Source organism: Candidatus Nitrospira nitrosa, from assembly GCF_001458735.1.
In the GTDB taxonomy this organism is placed as follows: Bacteria; Nitrospirota; Nitrospiria; order Nitrospirales; family Nitrospiraceae; genus Nitrospira_D; species Nitrospira_D nitrosa.
In genome coordinates, this window is record NZ_CZQA01000009.1 from 221889 (window position 1) to 236822 (window position 14934).

Annotated in this window: 12 protein-coding genes; 2 read left to right on the forward strand and 10 right to left on the reverse strand. The window is 56.3% G+C overall.

Annotated features, from left to right (window positions below; translation table 11 throughout):
- Positions 1-16 precede the first annotated feature (16 nt).
- The 7 genes from COMA1_RS13225 to COMA1_RS13255 form a co-directional block, all read right to left on the reverse strand.
- Positions 17-1762: a DEAD/DEAH box helicase gene (locus COMA1_RS13225; RefSeq protein ID WP_090749777.1), complete on the reverse strand. Its 1746-nt coding sequence runs from the start codon at positions 1760-1762 to the stop codon at positions 17-19.
- A gap of 378 nt (positions 1763-2140) precedes the next feature.
- On the reverse strand, positions 2141-2461 hold the full coding sequence (locus tag COMA1_RS13230; protein WP_090749289.1) for a hypothetical protein: 321 nt from the start codon (positions 2459-2461) through the stop codon (positions 2141-2143).
- Between the two features lie 209 nt (positions 2462-2670).
- On the reverse strand, positions 2671-3003 hold the full coding sequence (locus tag COMA1_RS13235; protein ID WP_090749291.1) for a hypothetical protein: 333 nt from the start codon (positions 3001-3003) through the stop codon (positions 2671-2673).
- Between the two features lie 154 nt (positions 3004-3157).
- Positions 3158-3544, reverse strand: coding sequence for an STAS domain-containing protein (locus COMA1_RS13240; protein WP_090749292.1), 387 nt, complete (start codon positions 3542-3544; stop codon positions 3158-3160).
- 136 nt (positions 3545-3680) lie between these two features.
- Positions 3681-6461: an anti-sigma factor antagonist gene (locus tag COMA1_RS13245; protein ID WP_090749294.1), complete on the reverse strand. Its 2781-nt coding sequence runs from the start codon at positions 6459-6461 to the stop codon at positions 3681-3683.
- Between the two features lie 72 nt (positions 6462-6533).
- Positions 6534-7553, reverse strand: coding sequence for a signal peptidase I (gene lepB / locus COMA1_RS13250; protein ID WP_176698043.1), 1020 nt, complete (start codon positions 7551-7553; stop codon positions 6534-6536).
- Between the two features lie 106 nt (positions 7554-7659).
- Entirely contained in the window at positions 7660-8823 is a 1164-nt protein-coding gene (locus COMA1_RS13255; protein ID WP_090749297.1) for a geranylgeranyl reductase family protein, read from the reverse strand.
- A gap of 388 nt (positions 8824-9211) precedes the next feature.
- On the opposite strand from COMA1_RS13255, the gene COMA1_RS13260 reads away from it, so the two are divergent.
- Positions 9212-9898 carry a zinc metallopeptidase gene (locus COMA1_RS13260; protein WP_090749299.1) on the forward strand — a complete coding sequence of 229 codons (687 nt, stop codon included), beginning with the start codon at positions 9212-9214 and terminating at the stop codon, positions 9896-9898.
- Positions 9899-9919: 21 nt separating this feature from the next.
- Here COMA1_RS13260 and COMA1_RS13265 read toward each other — a convergent pair whose 3' ends face one another.
- Positions 9920-10660: a dienelactone hydrolase family protein gene (locus tag COMA1_RS13265; RefSeq protein ID WP_090749301.1), complete on the reverse strand. Its 741-nt coding sequence runs from the start codon at positions 10658-10660 to the stop codon at positions 9920-9922.
- A gap of 211 nt (positions 10661-10871) precedes the next feature.
- Positions 10872-12260: a GTPase HflX gene (hflX, locus tag COMA1_RS13270; protein ID WP_090749303.1), complete on the reverse strand. Its 1389-nt coding sequence runs from the start codon at positions 12258-12260 to the stop codon at positions 10872-10874.
- Positions 12261-12550: 290 nt separating this feature from the next.
- On the opposite strand from hflX, the gene COMA1_RS13275 reads away from it, so the two are divergent.
- The gene (locus COMA1_RS13275) at positions 12551-13060 is read left to right on the forward strand and encodes a thermonuclease family protein (RefSeq protein WP_090749305.1); all 510 of its coding nucleotides are present in this window, start codon (positions 12551-12553) and stop codon (positions 13058-13060) included.
- Positions 13061-13089: 29 nt separating this feature from the next.
- Here the strand turns inward: COMA1_RS13275 and smbP are convergent, their stop codons facing one another.
- Positions 13090-13473: a small metal-binding protein SmbP gene (smbP, locus tag COMA1_RS13280; RefSeq protein WP_090749307.1), complete on the reverse strand. Its 384-nt coding sequence runs from the start codon at positions 13471-13473 to the stop codon at positions 13090-13092.
- Positions 13474-14934: the final 1461 nt, after the last annotated feature.

Consider the following 14934-nt stretch of genomic DNA (forward strand, 5'->3'; position numbering starts at 1 on the left):
TCACTCTGCCGCTGCGTCAGTCGCGAAAGATTCGTACTGACACTTTTCTCCCCTTGATCCGTGCGCGGCTGAGCTGTTGAATAATACGTGGAGCAAGGGCTTCCGGAACATCGACCAGAGAAAACCGCTCTTCGACTTCGATCGCGCCGATAACGCTCGAGTTGACTTTCACCTCGTTGGCGATGGCGCCGACAAGATCGCCGGGTCTGATACCCGCCTCGCGTCCAGCACCGATGTATACCCGTGCCATGCCGGTCTCCCGCCCGCCACCATGACGTGGCGGCCCTGTCGGCCGACGATCGGGTCGGGAAGGTAGACTCCTGGACCGATCGTCATAGCGACCGGCCTGCCGGACCGGTCTGCTGAATTCAGCCTGCCGGGAAGGCACCGCTGGAATCTCTTGTTCAGGACGCTCCCCACCCTGGGCTCGCACAAGCAGTTTGATCGCAGCCGCCGCAACATCGGAAGGTGAATGGGAGGCAGCCAGGCGATCGACCAGGGGAGTGAACCCATCCAGCTTACCATCGCCCAAGACCTCTGCCAGAGTAGCGTGGATCCGCTCCAATTGTTTGGCGCGAAGATCGGCAACGCTGGGTACCGCTAAAACACTGACCTGAGCCTTCGTGTGTTGCTCAATCGTTCGCAATAAACGCTGTTCTCGCGGGTCAAGGATCGTGATGGCCACGCCTTCCCGACCGGCTCGGCCGGTCCTGCCGATCCGATGCACGTACACTTCAGCTGAGGACGGGAGGTCGTAATTGATTACATGTGAGACCTGTGGAATATCCAGACCGCGCGCCGCGACATCCGTCGCGACCAACAATTCGGTTTGCCCAGCCTTGAACGCCTGCATCACGCGATCGCGCTGTCCCTGGTTCATGCCGCCATGGATTGCCTCGGCACGGTGACCACGCCCCGTGAGCATCGCCGTCACTTCATCTACTTCCAGCCTGGTTCGACAGAAGACTAATGCTGATTTTGCACCGGCTACCTCAATCACGCGGGCGAGTGCGGCGCCTCGATGCGGTCTGGTGACGATATAGGCCGCTTGCTGGACGCGCGGAGCTGTGCCGGATTTGATAGGTTCTTTTGCAATCGTAATCTCGACGGGGTTGTGGAGATGCCTGTGGGCGATTGAGCGAATCCGCGGGGGCATCGTCGCTGAGAACAAGGCGGTCTGTTTGGTCTTGGGCGTGCCTGTCAGAATCGCATCCAGGTCATCCGCGAACCCCATGTCGAGCATCTCATCTGCTTCGTCCAAGACGACGATCTTCACCTCTTGCAGCTTTAGCGTGCCACGGCGGATATGATCCAAGGCTCGTCCAGGTGTGGCCACAACCGCATCGACCCCCCGTTTGAGCGCGTGCAACTGCGGACCGATTGCCTGTCCACCATACACCGCCAACACACTCATCCGTAATTCCTTGCCGTACCGCTGCATCGCTTCGCCGACTTGGATCGCCAATTCGCGGGTCGGCACGAGCACAAGCGCCGAGGGACGAGCCTTTTCTGCATGCGCGATTCGCTGCAGCATCGGCAATGCGAAGGCCGCGGTCTTACCGGTCCCTGTAGCCGCCTGCCCTAAAAGGTCTCGACCTGCCAGCAGCGGTGGAATGGCCTCCCGTTGGATCGGGGTCGGTTCTTCATAGCCCAATGTTTCCAGTGTCGTAAGAAGCGGCGCTTCAAGCCCGAGTGAGGCGAACCCTGGTGAGAAGCCCGTGGCATTCGGGCCGGTGGACGTTGTCGATTGGTTCTGTTTCATACGGATGCTGAGACCTTTCATGCTGAAAATGGACCGAGAGTACTCGAGAAGTAACCGGAATCATGCTTTAGATGCCGATGGTACGTGGAAGAGGAGGGTCAGCGCAAGACACGTGGTCAGAAGATAAGGAATGGCCTCGAAACTGAATCTGCGCGAACAATCAACGCGGAGAACCCTCATCACACATGACGGGTAGCAGCTGCATCTCGAACCTTGAGCTATTCATCTTCAGGACACAACCGGAGAGGCATGAGAGTTATTATGCACCAAGCCCATCCCGATCGCTCGTACGATCGAGGACTGTTCGTCTGGGTGGAACAGTTGGGCTGTTCCACCCAGACGGTGCCGGCTTATTCGTCGATGCGAGATACGGCTTCTCTATCTTTGACGCACACCGACAGCATGCACCGGAACGAGATGTTCATCGGCCGGGATCAGGAATACCAGCTGAGCCAGCGCTCGGTACCTCGCTTCCAATAACCGACATCGACTCACAAATCGGCTGGAGGACAAGCGTGGGAAATAGTCGCGATGCTTCTCATAAAACAGCGCCCGGCGTCCCCAGCGCTCGGCTCTGAAGAGACACAAGCGGGTCACTAATTCCAACAGATGGTTCGGTGATAGCTGCCTCAACTCCTGCTGAAATGGAGTGGGTAGAGCAGATGGAGAGATGGTCAGTCCCTTCGTCACATCCTTCATCGCGTATCCTCCTTGTGCGACATGCCGACACCAACATCTCGAGCTCGTGACCCGAAGCGCTCCACGCGCCTGCAGGCTCGGCTCATCTTGTTGATCTCTTATAAACCCGGAAGATGAGGAGGGCATTAGGACAAGATGAAAACTTATTCATCAAACATAGAAACGACACTGCCGGGAGTCGAAAAGGAGGAATGGCAAGACGGATGAGATCACGAGTCGACACAGGCACAGCCCGGAAGCGACTCGGTCGCAATGTAGGTGAGATTGTTGGTGTAAGAGATAAACCCCTTTCGACGCCCATACAAGGTCAGGACACAGTGTGTTCCTTTACGGTCGATAAAAAACCGATAGTCCGTGCCTGAGGGGGCCGCGATGGCGAATGGCCGGGGCCCGAGATTGTAGGTGGTGAGCGTCAAGACAGTCTTATTTGCAAGTGCGTCAGAATTCGCTGAGGATTCACCTTGACTGGTCAACATGTTGGATAATTGTTGAGTAAACGAGATTCGACAGGATTCATCTGAAAGATTCGAGACGTGAGCCATAGTCGTACACCCTGCCATTGTCAGAACACCCAGACAGAGGAAGCTCCGGGACACAGGACTACGCGCTATCAGTCTATCTAGGACTATAGGAAGTCTCACGAGCAAGAGAGCCTCCTACTCTTGCGTGACCCAGGTTGATCCTGTATAGAGACCGCTAGGTCGTAAATCCCGCGGCAGCCTCTTCTTCCGTGTTACAGAGTTCAATGGTGCTTCCGTACACACGGTTGAGCAGATGAAATCCGCTGGCTTCGAGCGCCTCCTTGACCATCCCTTTTGCTGCCGCGATCTTCATCTGTCCTTGAACGGCACTCAGCTCTTTTGAGGTCAGGATCAGGACGCGGATTCCCCCACTGCTGATATAATCGACATCGGCCAAGTTCAGGACGAGTTTTTTCGCGCCTTGGTCCAAAATCTTCTTGATCTCCTTGTTCCCCTGTTCGGCAGTGGTGGCAGACAAGCTACCCTGCACCTTCACGAAGGTAATCCCCGCGCTTTCACGGGAAGTCAAGGTCAATGTGTGTCGGGTTCCTTGGTCCATCATCCCCTCCTTACATAGAAAACATTGGGCACACGGTCTGAACTGAATTCCGAGCCGCCTATGATAGCAGCGATACGTCTTTGGTTCCACCGGCACAATATCGGCTGACTAAAAGAGGCAAACCTCTCGCACCTCCTTCTTACCCTCCCTCTTGGACCTTGGAGTGGGCCTCTTCTAACGTGGAGACATAGAGGCTCATCAGCAACGCCCCGCTCAGTTGGAGTACGGTGCGAACATGCTCAGTTCCTCCTGCGAGGACGAGTCTTCCACCCCTTCCGGTCATGTCCATGGCGGCTTTCAGGATCACCCGCAACCCAATCGAGGAAATGTACGAAATATGGGAGAGATCCAACACAATCCGGCGTTCGCCTCTCTCGATGTAATCCGTCAGAATCTGTTCAACTTCCGGTGCACTATTCGTGTCGAAGCGATCCCGCGGTGCGACGATCACCACGGTCCCGCGTCGACTTGATTCAACATGAATCCCCACGCCCATCGGCTCGTGGGCCAGTGGTCGTGACTGTTTCTCGACATCGCTTGAGCTGATCCGAGCCGTATCAGCTCGGTGACCGAGAACAGAGGACTCGGATACCAGTTTCTTCTTCACCGTCAACACATTGCATCCCACGTTGCGGTGGTAGGTGACTTGGTCAAACATAGAGCGGACCAGATGAATGCCCAACCCACCGATTTCTCGTTCATGCAGCAATAAGGAAAGGTCAGGAGGAGCGGCGCTTAAGGGGTTGAAGGGAATGCCGTCATCCGTAATAGTCAAAATGACACACCCATCCTGCACATCCCCTTCCACATGGATGTGATGCTCTGTTGGGTCGTTGGGAAAGGCATACTGCACCACATTGTTCAGCAAGTCATCCAGAGCCATATTGAGCGTAGGGATCAACGGCTTGGCTCCGTCCCATTGTGCCACATACTCCTCAAAGGCGATCTGTAGAACTGGAATGGCCTCCAACTGGTTGCGCATCGTCTGTCGAAACACCCGCGTCGCAATATCAGAGGGAGTCATGCCGTGATAGCGCAATCCCAGCATCGTGATGTCATCCGCCTGTGGAGCGTCACCCGCAAACGTTCTCACCGCCTGCATCACGTCCCCCAAACGATCCACCACCGAACGAGCCTGTGATTTATCCAGCACCATTTTCAGCCGATCCTTGCCGAACAGTTCGCGCCTCCTATTGTCCGCTTCGGTGACTCCATCGGTGTAGAGAAAGAGTTCGTCCCCAGGCTCCAACTGAATGGTACTTTCTTTGAACGCAATGCCCGCCATAGGCCCGACCAGAGGCCCATCTTGAGCCGTCAGCCATTCGAACGCTCCATTCGCTCGCTTTAACAAGGGAGGATTATGGCCGGCATTGGTTGTCACAAGCGTGCCGTCTCGGAGATTCAAGATGCCGAGATAGAGCGTGACGAACATGCAGCTATCGTTCTCGGCACTGAGCGCATCATTCACATGAGTCACGATGCTGGCGGGAGACGGATCAGAGGCGGCTCTGGTCTTCACCATGATTTTCGTCATGGCCATAAACAACGCGGCAGGGACTCCGTTGCCCGACACATCACCGATCACAAAACAGAGCCGATGCTGACCGACGAGAAAAAAATCGTAGAGATCGCCGCCGATCTCCAAGGCTGGTTCCAGCACGGCATAAAGTTCCAATTCCTTGCGATCTGGGAAAGCGGGAAATACGCGCGGCAGCATACTCTGTTGAATATCGCGGCCGACATTCAACTCTTCTTGCATACGGGTTTTTGCGGCCTCGACCAAAGCCAACGAATCCGCCAACCGTGCCTTGGCATCCTCGGCCGCTTGTTCGGCATTTTTTAAAGCCGTAATGTCGGTGGCGATACAAACGATCCCGCCATCCTGGGTCTTCCGCTCATTGATTTGCAGCCACTCCCCACTGGTCCGATACTCAATGTACGGTGTCACCGGATTGCGATGCATCTCAAGACGCCAGCGCATCCAGGGTTCGACATTCCCCATCGCAGCTGGGATATCGCCGCGTTCGGCGGTCCGACGGACGATCGATTCGAAGAGGTCGCCGGATTGAACTTCAGCCCCAGCCCCGGACATGACTTCGCGATACTTGTGGTTGCAGATGATCAGACGATCGCCCGCGTCGAACAATGCGAACCATTGCGGAACGCTTTCAATCGCCTCGATCAACCGAGCATGACTCGCGCGAGCCTGACGAGAGGCCTTCGTCACTTGCCGATCGATAATGGCCAGGAGGGTGGACAGTGACACGGCGACGACCGCAAGCAGATCAACGTCGATGGCCGGTGGCTGAGTACGGTTCGTGACATCCCCCATCATTTCGTACATCGGAATCAGCCCGATCAGATGCGTCCCGGCAAGGGCGACCCCCATCGCGGTCGACTTTTCCGTCACCCGCCAACCACCGTAGGTGATATTCAATCCTCCGATCACGGTGACGATCACACTGAGAACAACGATGCCGATGACCGAATAGACAAATGGAAGAATGACGGCTTGGACATCCGTCGGTTGGTGCACAGCCATGGCGCTGGTCACGTGGGTGAGACTCATGCAGGCCCCCATCAACATACCCCCGGAGACGAGCCGCATCCACCTCTCGACGTGACTGCTGAGCACATAGACAGCGATGGCTCCGGTTGCCCCAGCGGAGAGTAGTGAGAGTATGGCAAGGCTAGCGTCTTCGGTTGCCGGAACGCTTGGACAAAAGGCGAGGTTCCCGATGAAATGCATGGCCCAGATCTCAAGGCCGGCTGCGAGGGCTCCAATGAGCAGCCATCGAATCGTGGCTTGACCTTGGTCGGGAGCACGCATCCGTTCGGCGATACTCAAAATGACGTAGGAAGCTGCGCCCCCAAATAACATCGAACAGACTGCGAGCAGCGGATCACAGATTCCCGACATCGCGAAGCTCCGATTGGACCAGTGGGGTCATAGGGGAATTGGACAGCTTGTTTCGTGCAATCGTGATCGCTGTCAGCGCACCAGCTGATTGAGCCGTTCCCATCGCGGGTCGTGGGTGTCAGGGTTGACCGACCAGTAGACAAAGAGCACCCGTCCCAGCAGATGTTCCTTGCTGATCGGACCCAAGAAACGGCTGTCTAAACTTTCCTCACGGTTATCACCCATCAGAAAATAGGTCTCCAGCGGAACGGTAATCGGTGGGAGATGATCGCGGACATGCCCGGCCATACTTGAGCGGTCGGAATGGCGCGTATAGGGCTCCGACAAAGCCTCCCCATTCACATACACGACCTGGTCGCGAATCGCAATCTGATCACCGGGGAGTCCGATCACGCGATGGAGAAACCGTTTCCCATTCTCGTCCGGATAGCGGTAGACGACGACGTCCCCAGGCTGAGGCTCCGCGGCCTGATAAGCCACCTGGTGCACAATCACATGGTCTCCCGGCAACAGCGTCGGTTCCATGGATTGGCTTGGGATCTGATAAATTTGAGACCGCGCACGAACGAGCGGCAAGAGCTCCGGGAGACGGTCTCTCACGAACGACTCGCGAAGATCCTGTAACGTGGACCACAGTAATAGGCTCTCGTCGTCATACCCTGTGACCAGCGCCTGCGCATCTGCGCCAGCCAGTCTGGTGCCGTAGTAGTCTGCAAGCTGATCTTCCCAGAAGTTCGTCGGCGCGAGATCGATGAGCATGACTTTGAGGGAGTGGACGAATGATTGTTCAATTCGATCAGCTTGCGTCAAGGTCAATGGCGTAGACAGGCCCGATTGAGCTTCGAGCAGGCGACTGTACCCCACCACATCCGACTGAGCAGCGATCATGTGGAACAAGCGATCCGAGGTGACTTCGAGGCGAGCAAGCTGCTGATAAACCGTGAACGGCTCCTGGTCAACATGAGACACCGTCAATGAGGTCTCGCTGCATCCAGTCAAGAGACCAAGCCCCACACCAACCAACCAGAGGACAATACTCCTGAAGCAGCCCCTGCCGGAATCAGAGACAGAACAGAACGACGTGCGAGTCATCTCCCCTCCCATATACTTTACGCCGCCGGAAGAATACCGCACTCTGTGCTGAGTGGAAAGACCTACCCGACACTTCTCTTGCCTGGCAGGCTCCGAATCACGCGGATCAGTCTCCCGCCTTCTTGCTCCATGCAGGAGTCAGCAGTCTGACTAGGGCCTGAGGTATGCCTGTCAGGTCGCAATAGGTCCGGGTCCCGGCCATCACATCCGTCACCGCTTCAGAGAGGCGCTGCCCTTGCCGTAAAAACGCCCATGACCGGAGACGAGGAAAGTCGTACAGCAATCGGGCCAACAGGCGCCCGGCTCGCAGTTCAGGCATGAGGGACTCTGTTACTGACCGAGTATACTTGCCTTGAACGGCTTCTTCTTCCAGATTCCCGTCAATCAAGGACTGGGCAGCCAATTGACCACTGCGAAGGGCACCTGAAATGCCTTCTCCGGTGACCGGATCGGCAAATCCAGCCGCGTCCCCCACCACCAGAATGCGGTTCTTCATAAATGGTCCTGTTCGTGGCCGAATGGGAATGACGAATCCGTGACGATCAATCCGAGTCAGATCACCACACCCAAGCAAGTCGAGGTACTGCGTGATTGCGCGCTTCAGCTCGCGTTCTCGCTGAACCATCGAGAGGATACCGATCGAGAGGTGTTGTTGTTTCGGAAACGCCCAGGCATAGCCATGGGGAAGGATGCCAAAATCAAATCGTGCCACGCCGCGCAAGCGATCCAACCGCTCCTGAGGGATCGTGACCTCGTACTCCAAAGCTGGAATCAGTACCCGTCCGTCCGCCATTCCGACTTTCCGTGCGACCTGGCTGAGCGCCCCGTCGGCAGCGACGAGAAACTGGGCCATCATGGCCCCCCTGTGGGTCATAACGGTCACCGAGTCACTCTTCGGAGAAACCTCTTCGACGGCGCAGCGTTGATACAGTACAGCACCTGCAGCCTGTGCAGCGGACAGCAGGGCATAATCAAACTGATCGCGCATCGTCATGGAGACAATTGGTACTGATCGATGAGTGGTGAAGGATAAGCCCTCGGAAACAACATGGAGTTGGGCCGTGTGACAGTCCTGTTCAATCACATGGCGCACATCGATAGGCAAGGCCTGTATGGTACGACCAATGATCCCACCACCACAGGTCTTGTACCGGGGCAGTGCAGCCTTCTCAATGACGGCAACCCGGACACCTGCCCTGGCCAATCGCCACGCCGTGATAGAACCGGCTGGACCGCTGCCGACCACGATGACATCATACGCGAGGCTCATGTCTCACTTGCAACGCTGTGTAACATGAAGTAGATCGTTTCCATTCAAGAGGGGAATGCCCATCAGGAGAAGACCGGTGCCTGATGCGAAAGGAGCCATTGTAGTGAGGAGCCAGCAGATGGTCGTCTGCACCTTCTCCTTGCCTTCGCAATCGCAGAAGCATACCCTATCGGGTCTCGACAGGAAAAGACATCCTGTCGCCAGGCAGCCAAGCACCTGTCTCTGGCAGCATCCGTGACCACGTGTATGTAGTGTCGCACTGAGAAATCGGCACCGATTCTTGCCGTCATCTGTGGTAGCCTATGGAGTAAGACAGTATGGCTTTACCTGGTTTGGTCTGGGAACTTCAGGGGTAGGTCAGCTGATCAACCGAGGAGGAGCGGGAGAAATGATACGCCTCGTCCTACTGCTGATCATCCTGGCGCTGGTCATCGTGGGGCCGCAACTCTGGACCAAGCGTGTCTTTGCCAGACACAATACGCCTCGTCCGGACTTTCCTGGGACCGGAGGAGAGTTAGCCAGACACCTGCTCAATCGATTCGACCTTCAGCACGTCATCGTGGAGCCGACGCGAATAGGCGAGCACTATGATCCTGTCAGCAAAACGGTTCGTCTGACACCGGAAATCTTCGATGGTAAATCCCTGACGGCGATTACAATTGCCGCCCACGAAGTCGGACACGCCATTCAGCACCACCTCGGATATCAGCCATTGACGGAGCGTACAAAGCTCGTGCTGGTTGCGCAGAAAGCGGAAAAGATCGGGGCAGTGCTCATGATGGCCATTCCCATCGCAGGGGCCGTCGCGCGCACCCCGGTTGCGAGTGTCGTCGTGCTGATGGCTGGGATGGCGACGATGGGGATCTCGACGTTGGTCCACCTAATCACCCTTCCCGTCGAATGGGATGCCAGTTTCAAGCGGGCCCTGCCCGTTCTCCGGCAAGGGAATTATCTCTCGCCGGAGGATGAGCGGGGAGCTCGTAGCATCCTGACAGCTGCCGCATTCACCTACCTGGCCGCATCCCTGGCAAGCTTGGTGAACCTCTGGCGCTGGATCGGGTTTCTCAGGCGATAGGCCAGGATCACATTCCAGGTTTCACCGTAGTCGACGGTGGAAGAGCTCCGTCGCGAGACCATAGCAGATCCGTGCAGCAGCCGGGTCGTAGCGAGGACCTTCGTCACGAAGAAAGGCATGGGCGCCGTTGAACTCATGCCACTGAAATCGTACAGCGGCATCGCTCAGTGCGTTGTAAATCAGTGCCCGCCCCTCGCGAGGGATATGCGGGTCCTGGCGACCCCAGATCATCAGAAGTTCCCCCCTGATCTCGGCAACCCGATCCAGGCTGTCGTCATGGAGTCCTTGACCGAGGCTGTGTTTATGAATGTCCGTCGCATAGAAACAGGCGGCGGCCAGTACATCGGGCTGCATCGCCGCACGAAACGCCAGATGGCCTCCAATGCAGATCCCCATCACACCCAGCGTACCGGTGCAATAGGGTGACGACGCCAGATAGTCCAAGACCGCGCGCGCATCACCATCATAGCTCGACAGAGTTTTGGTGATTTTGTGCTGATTGCCGCGCGCCGCGCCTGCCTCGTCATAGGCCAATACCGTACCGGCCGGCTCCAGCTCATGAAAGATCTCCGGTACCGCCACTACCAATCCATGGCTCGCCAGCATCGCGGCCGTGCGACGGATCGGCCCCGTGACCTGGAAAATCTCCGAGTAGAGCACCACCCCAGGATAACGACCCTCAACGTTAGGACGAACGAGATAGGTCCGCATCGGCCCCGTTGGAGTCGGCAGGTCAGTCGATTCAGACTCAGTAATGGTCATACGTCCGCCTCACAGTGGGTTGATCTGATTTAGACAGAAAATTGAGCCGGTCACAGAGTCATTGTACGTGGAAGCAAACGGGTTGCCCTCTCTTTTCTCTTTTCTCTTTTCCAGATCGTGGAAACAGGCCTGGAAGTTCACAGTGATCCTAGCCCGCAACCGAGACCTGCCTCCCCATTGATGAACGGCTGATCGATGGCAAGAGTCAAACTTACCGCGCGAGCTTCTTCTTGATCGCCGTCAGGTGCTCAGGGGTCGATCGCACCTGGATCGTCACGCCTTCGGCATCATACTGTTCGGACAGGATCCGCATCCGCGATCGGATCTCGGCCAGGATCTTCTGAGCCGTAAATGGAATATGCAATTCCTCATCGATCATCTCCTGCTCGAAGTACCCCATGATGCGCTCACGCAACGCAGTCACGTCGTCCGGGTTTCTCGTGGACAGGAACACGGCATCCGGATATTCAGACTTCAACGAGACGATCTCCTCCGGGCCAAGACGATCTTGCTTATTCAATACCAGAAGGCTGGGAATGTCCGTGGCGCCCATTTCGGCTAACACGTTTCGCGTGACGTCAAGTTGAGACCTAAAGGAAGGGTCCGACGCATCGACGACAAACAGCACCAGGGAAGCAGAGGCCGCTTCATCAAGCGTCGACTTGAACGACGCCACCAGATCATGCGGAAGTTTTTTGATGAATCCCACCGTATCGCTCATGAGTACTTTCGGACGCGTTTCAGGATACAGAGGCCGAATCGTGGTATCGAGTGTCGCGAACAGCTTGTCGGCAACGAGCACATCGCTTCCCGTCATCGCCCGCATCAGTGAGGATTTTCCGGCATTGGTATATCCGACGAGCGCGACCGTCAATTCATTCCCTCGCCTTGCCCGACGCGTATGATGCTCATCTCCAATGGCCGCCAATTCCGACTTGAGTTCTTTCACGCGATCACGAATGCGGCGCTTATCGAGTTCGAGACTGGTTTCTCCGGCCCCTTTTCCGCCGATGCCTCCGCCTTGCCGCTCTCTCCCGCCGCCGGTCTCACGCAACCGTGGAGCCAAATAGTTGAGCCGCGCGATCTCCACCTGCAACCGGGCCGCTCTGGTCCTGGCATGTCGACTGAAAATTTCAATAATGACTCCGGTTCGGTCCAGCACCGGCACACCGACGGCACGTTCAAGGTTACTCAATTGTGACGGCGACAGGTCACAATCCACGATGACGATCTGCGCCTGCTGATGAGGATGGACAGAATCCTCGCAGGGGTCTTCCGGTTCCTCCTCGACGAAATCCTCAACCTCGTCCGATTCAGCAGCCTCTTGCTTCAAGGCCGCTTTGTGCATCGGTTTTTCAAATGACATCCCGATAGTGCCTGGCCCACCGGTCCACCGGGCCAACTCCGTGAGTTTGCCTTGCCCCAGGACGGTTGAAAACTTCTCGGAGTTCCGTTTTTGAGTCACATGGCCGACCACCTGGTACCCGAGGGTCTTGACGAGACGGGAGAGCTCATGCAGCGAACCATCCAGCTCCTCTCGAGTCACCCCAGGAGTCTGGATCGCCACCAGCACGGCGCGAGATGAGGAGAGAGTCGTCATGGTATCCCGTTCCTTTGTTCTATTGTGAGTGAGAGGCATGTATCTTAACAGGGACGCGCAGGTTTCGCGCAAATTCGGTTCCTTTTACACTGGATCCCCTGGCCATAGCCCCATCACAACATCGACAGAGGCGAGTCAGCAGGCCGGCCTCTCCCTCGACTTCCCGCTATCATACGTATCGATACTGTTTGCAATGCATACGTACGTGTCTTATCGTATAATTAGGAGTAGATCGTCGGCGGCGGCATCCCCCTTCGAGGCGATCTCTGCTTGGTTGTATCCACACACACATGCGATTCATTCGGTTACCACTGCCGCTCGCTCTTCTCATCCTGCTGTGCAGTACCCCCGCCTTTTCGTTCACGGCCTTAGTCGTGTCCGTCAAAGACGGCGACACGATTGAAGTCTTATCGAATGGGCGAGCCACGAAGATTCGTTTACGTGGGATCGACTGCCCCGAGAAACGCCAAGCCTACGGGTACCGGGCCAAACTCGCGACGTCGGTCTTGACCTTTGGACAGGCCGTCACAATCCACCCGCATGAAAAGGATAAGTACGGACGACTCGTTGCCGACGTGATGCTTGCAGATGAGACCAATGTGAACCACATCTTGGTCAAAGACGGCTGGTGCTGGTGGTATCGGAAGTATGCGCCGGATGATATCGTCCTTGAAACATTAGAGACTGAAGCGCGCCAGACCAAACGAGGTCTATGGAACGATCCACACCCCCTCCCACCCTGGGTCTATCGTAAGTTGAAACAGAAGCCACCTGTCGGCGTCTTGGAGCCGCTCCCGTAGCGAGACCCGCAACAGCCTTCTGCCCCCCATTACTTCCCAGACAGGTGTATGACCGCTTGCTCCGCATGTTGTGTCGCAGCATCCGCATGACCCGCCCTCTCCTGCTCAAGGGCCTGTTTCAGCTCGACAATGCCGGCGTCCACATGTGCATCCTTCCCTGCCTTGAACGCATGCTGCAGGGCCGCTTCCGCACTGCTCAGAAATAGGCCCACCTGACCACTTTTGCCATGGTCCGCCGCCTCCTTGGCGAGCTGGACAGCCTCCTGACGGTGCTGCTCTTCGGAACGCACTGCATCGCGACGTGCGATACCGGAGCCGAATACCGACTGCAATGGCAATAGGATGGTCATGATGAGGACCAACAGTGTGGCGAATCTGACACTACACTGCATTGCCGGTTGTATCATTCGCATGTCCCCTTCCCAACCTGAGAGTCTCCGGAGCACCTCCCTGTTCTATCATGAGGAGCGCCTAGAGTTTTGCCGGAGACAGGGCCCACTGACACAGTATGCTTGCCACCTTTACCGTGAAACTGACTGTCGGGGCGTTTCCGGCCAGGTTTCAGTTGGTCACTTCCTGCATAGCGAGGCCAATGACTCAGGAAGCGCCGTCTGATTCCATCCCGATTCCTCTCCCCATAGGCTGAGATCGTCCATATGGACGAAACAGTTCAACGAAGCCTTATACCCTGTTGAAATCCTCTCTTCCGGGCATCTCTCCAGCGACAAAATCGCAAACTATTGATTCTATGAATATCTTTGTGCTTTTTTTGAGTGAGGGTTCGTGCTAGGATCCCTGAGCTGCTTTCTTTCGCCATGGAGTCTCTCCCGGCGGTAAGAAATGGGGGGAGGTGATAGGGGTATCACCTCCCCTTTCTTTTTCCAGGCCGGCGATTCGTTGCCAAGACCTGAGCCTACCGATTCTCTCCTCTCCCCTTTTGCTATGTGGCATCTCATGCGGTACACGTCACCAGACTAGCCGGTTACCTCTAGCAGAATGCTGACAAAGTCCTCCAGCGGCGTGCTCGCATCACTCAGAGGCTCGACGCTGTAGAGACCACTGAAGGCAAAGTGCCTATCCGCTCGCATGTGATCGAAGCGAGCGGGTCAAGCGAAGCTTGGTATGTCCCTCCTCGCCCTTTCACTCGCTGCGGCCTTGCTGGACAGCCTTTTTGAGCATTCTGAGGTCTAGACTGTCACAGTTCTTTCTCTCATCGTGCAACGATGTGCGAAGCAGAAACCGCTTTTTCAGCAAACTGCCAGAGCTCATCAAGGATTGGACCCTATGGAGAGGCGATCAGGGAAGGGCTTGACCTATTAACGGAGAGACCCTTCGCGGTGGTGTCGACTATAACCAGGGCTGTCGATGAACGGTTGAAGTAGAGAATGCTGGATGCCGAGCTGAGAAAAGTCGAGGAAGGGGGAAGTAAGGAGGCGACGTGACCGTCGCCTCCCAGGGTACGATGACTACTTCTTCTTCTTAGCCGCCGTCTTCTTCGCCGGCTTCTTCGCTGCTGCTTTCTTCGTCGCCATGAGAACCTCACCTCCCTTCCATTTCAAAAATGGGGATACTGTATGTGTGGTATAGCAGAATTTGTGCAATCAGTAAAACCCTCCCGACACAAACTTTTGTGATCGGCAGAAATCGTGACATCCTTGAAGGTCATTCGAGGCTATCGGACTTCGTCATGACGCCTTCTACCACACCCGCCAAAACGCCACTGTGACAAGCCTGGCCATGAATTGCGAGGCAGGCTCGCCCTTTGCGGCCTCACCCTCCTGCTTCAAGCAGGCATCGGCCTCCCAGGACTCCGTCTGCCCGTCTCCTCTGGCATCTTGCCGGTTTCTTGATGAATCGCCATGAATAGTGCGGGT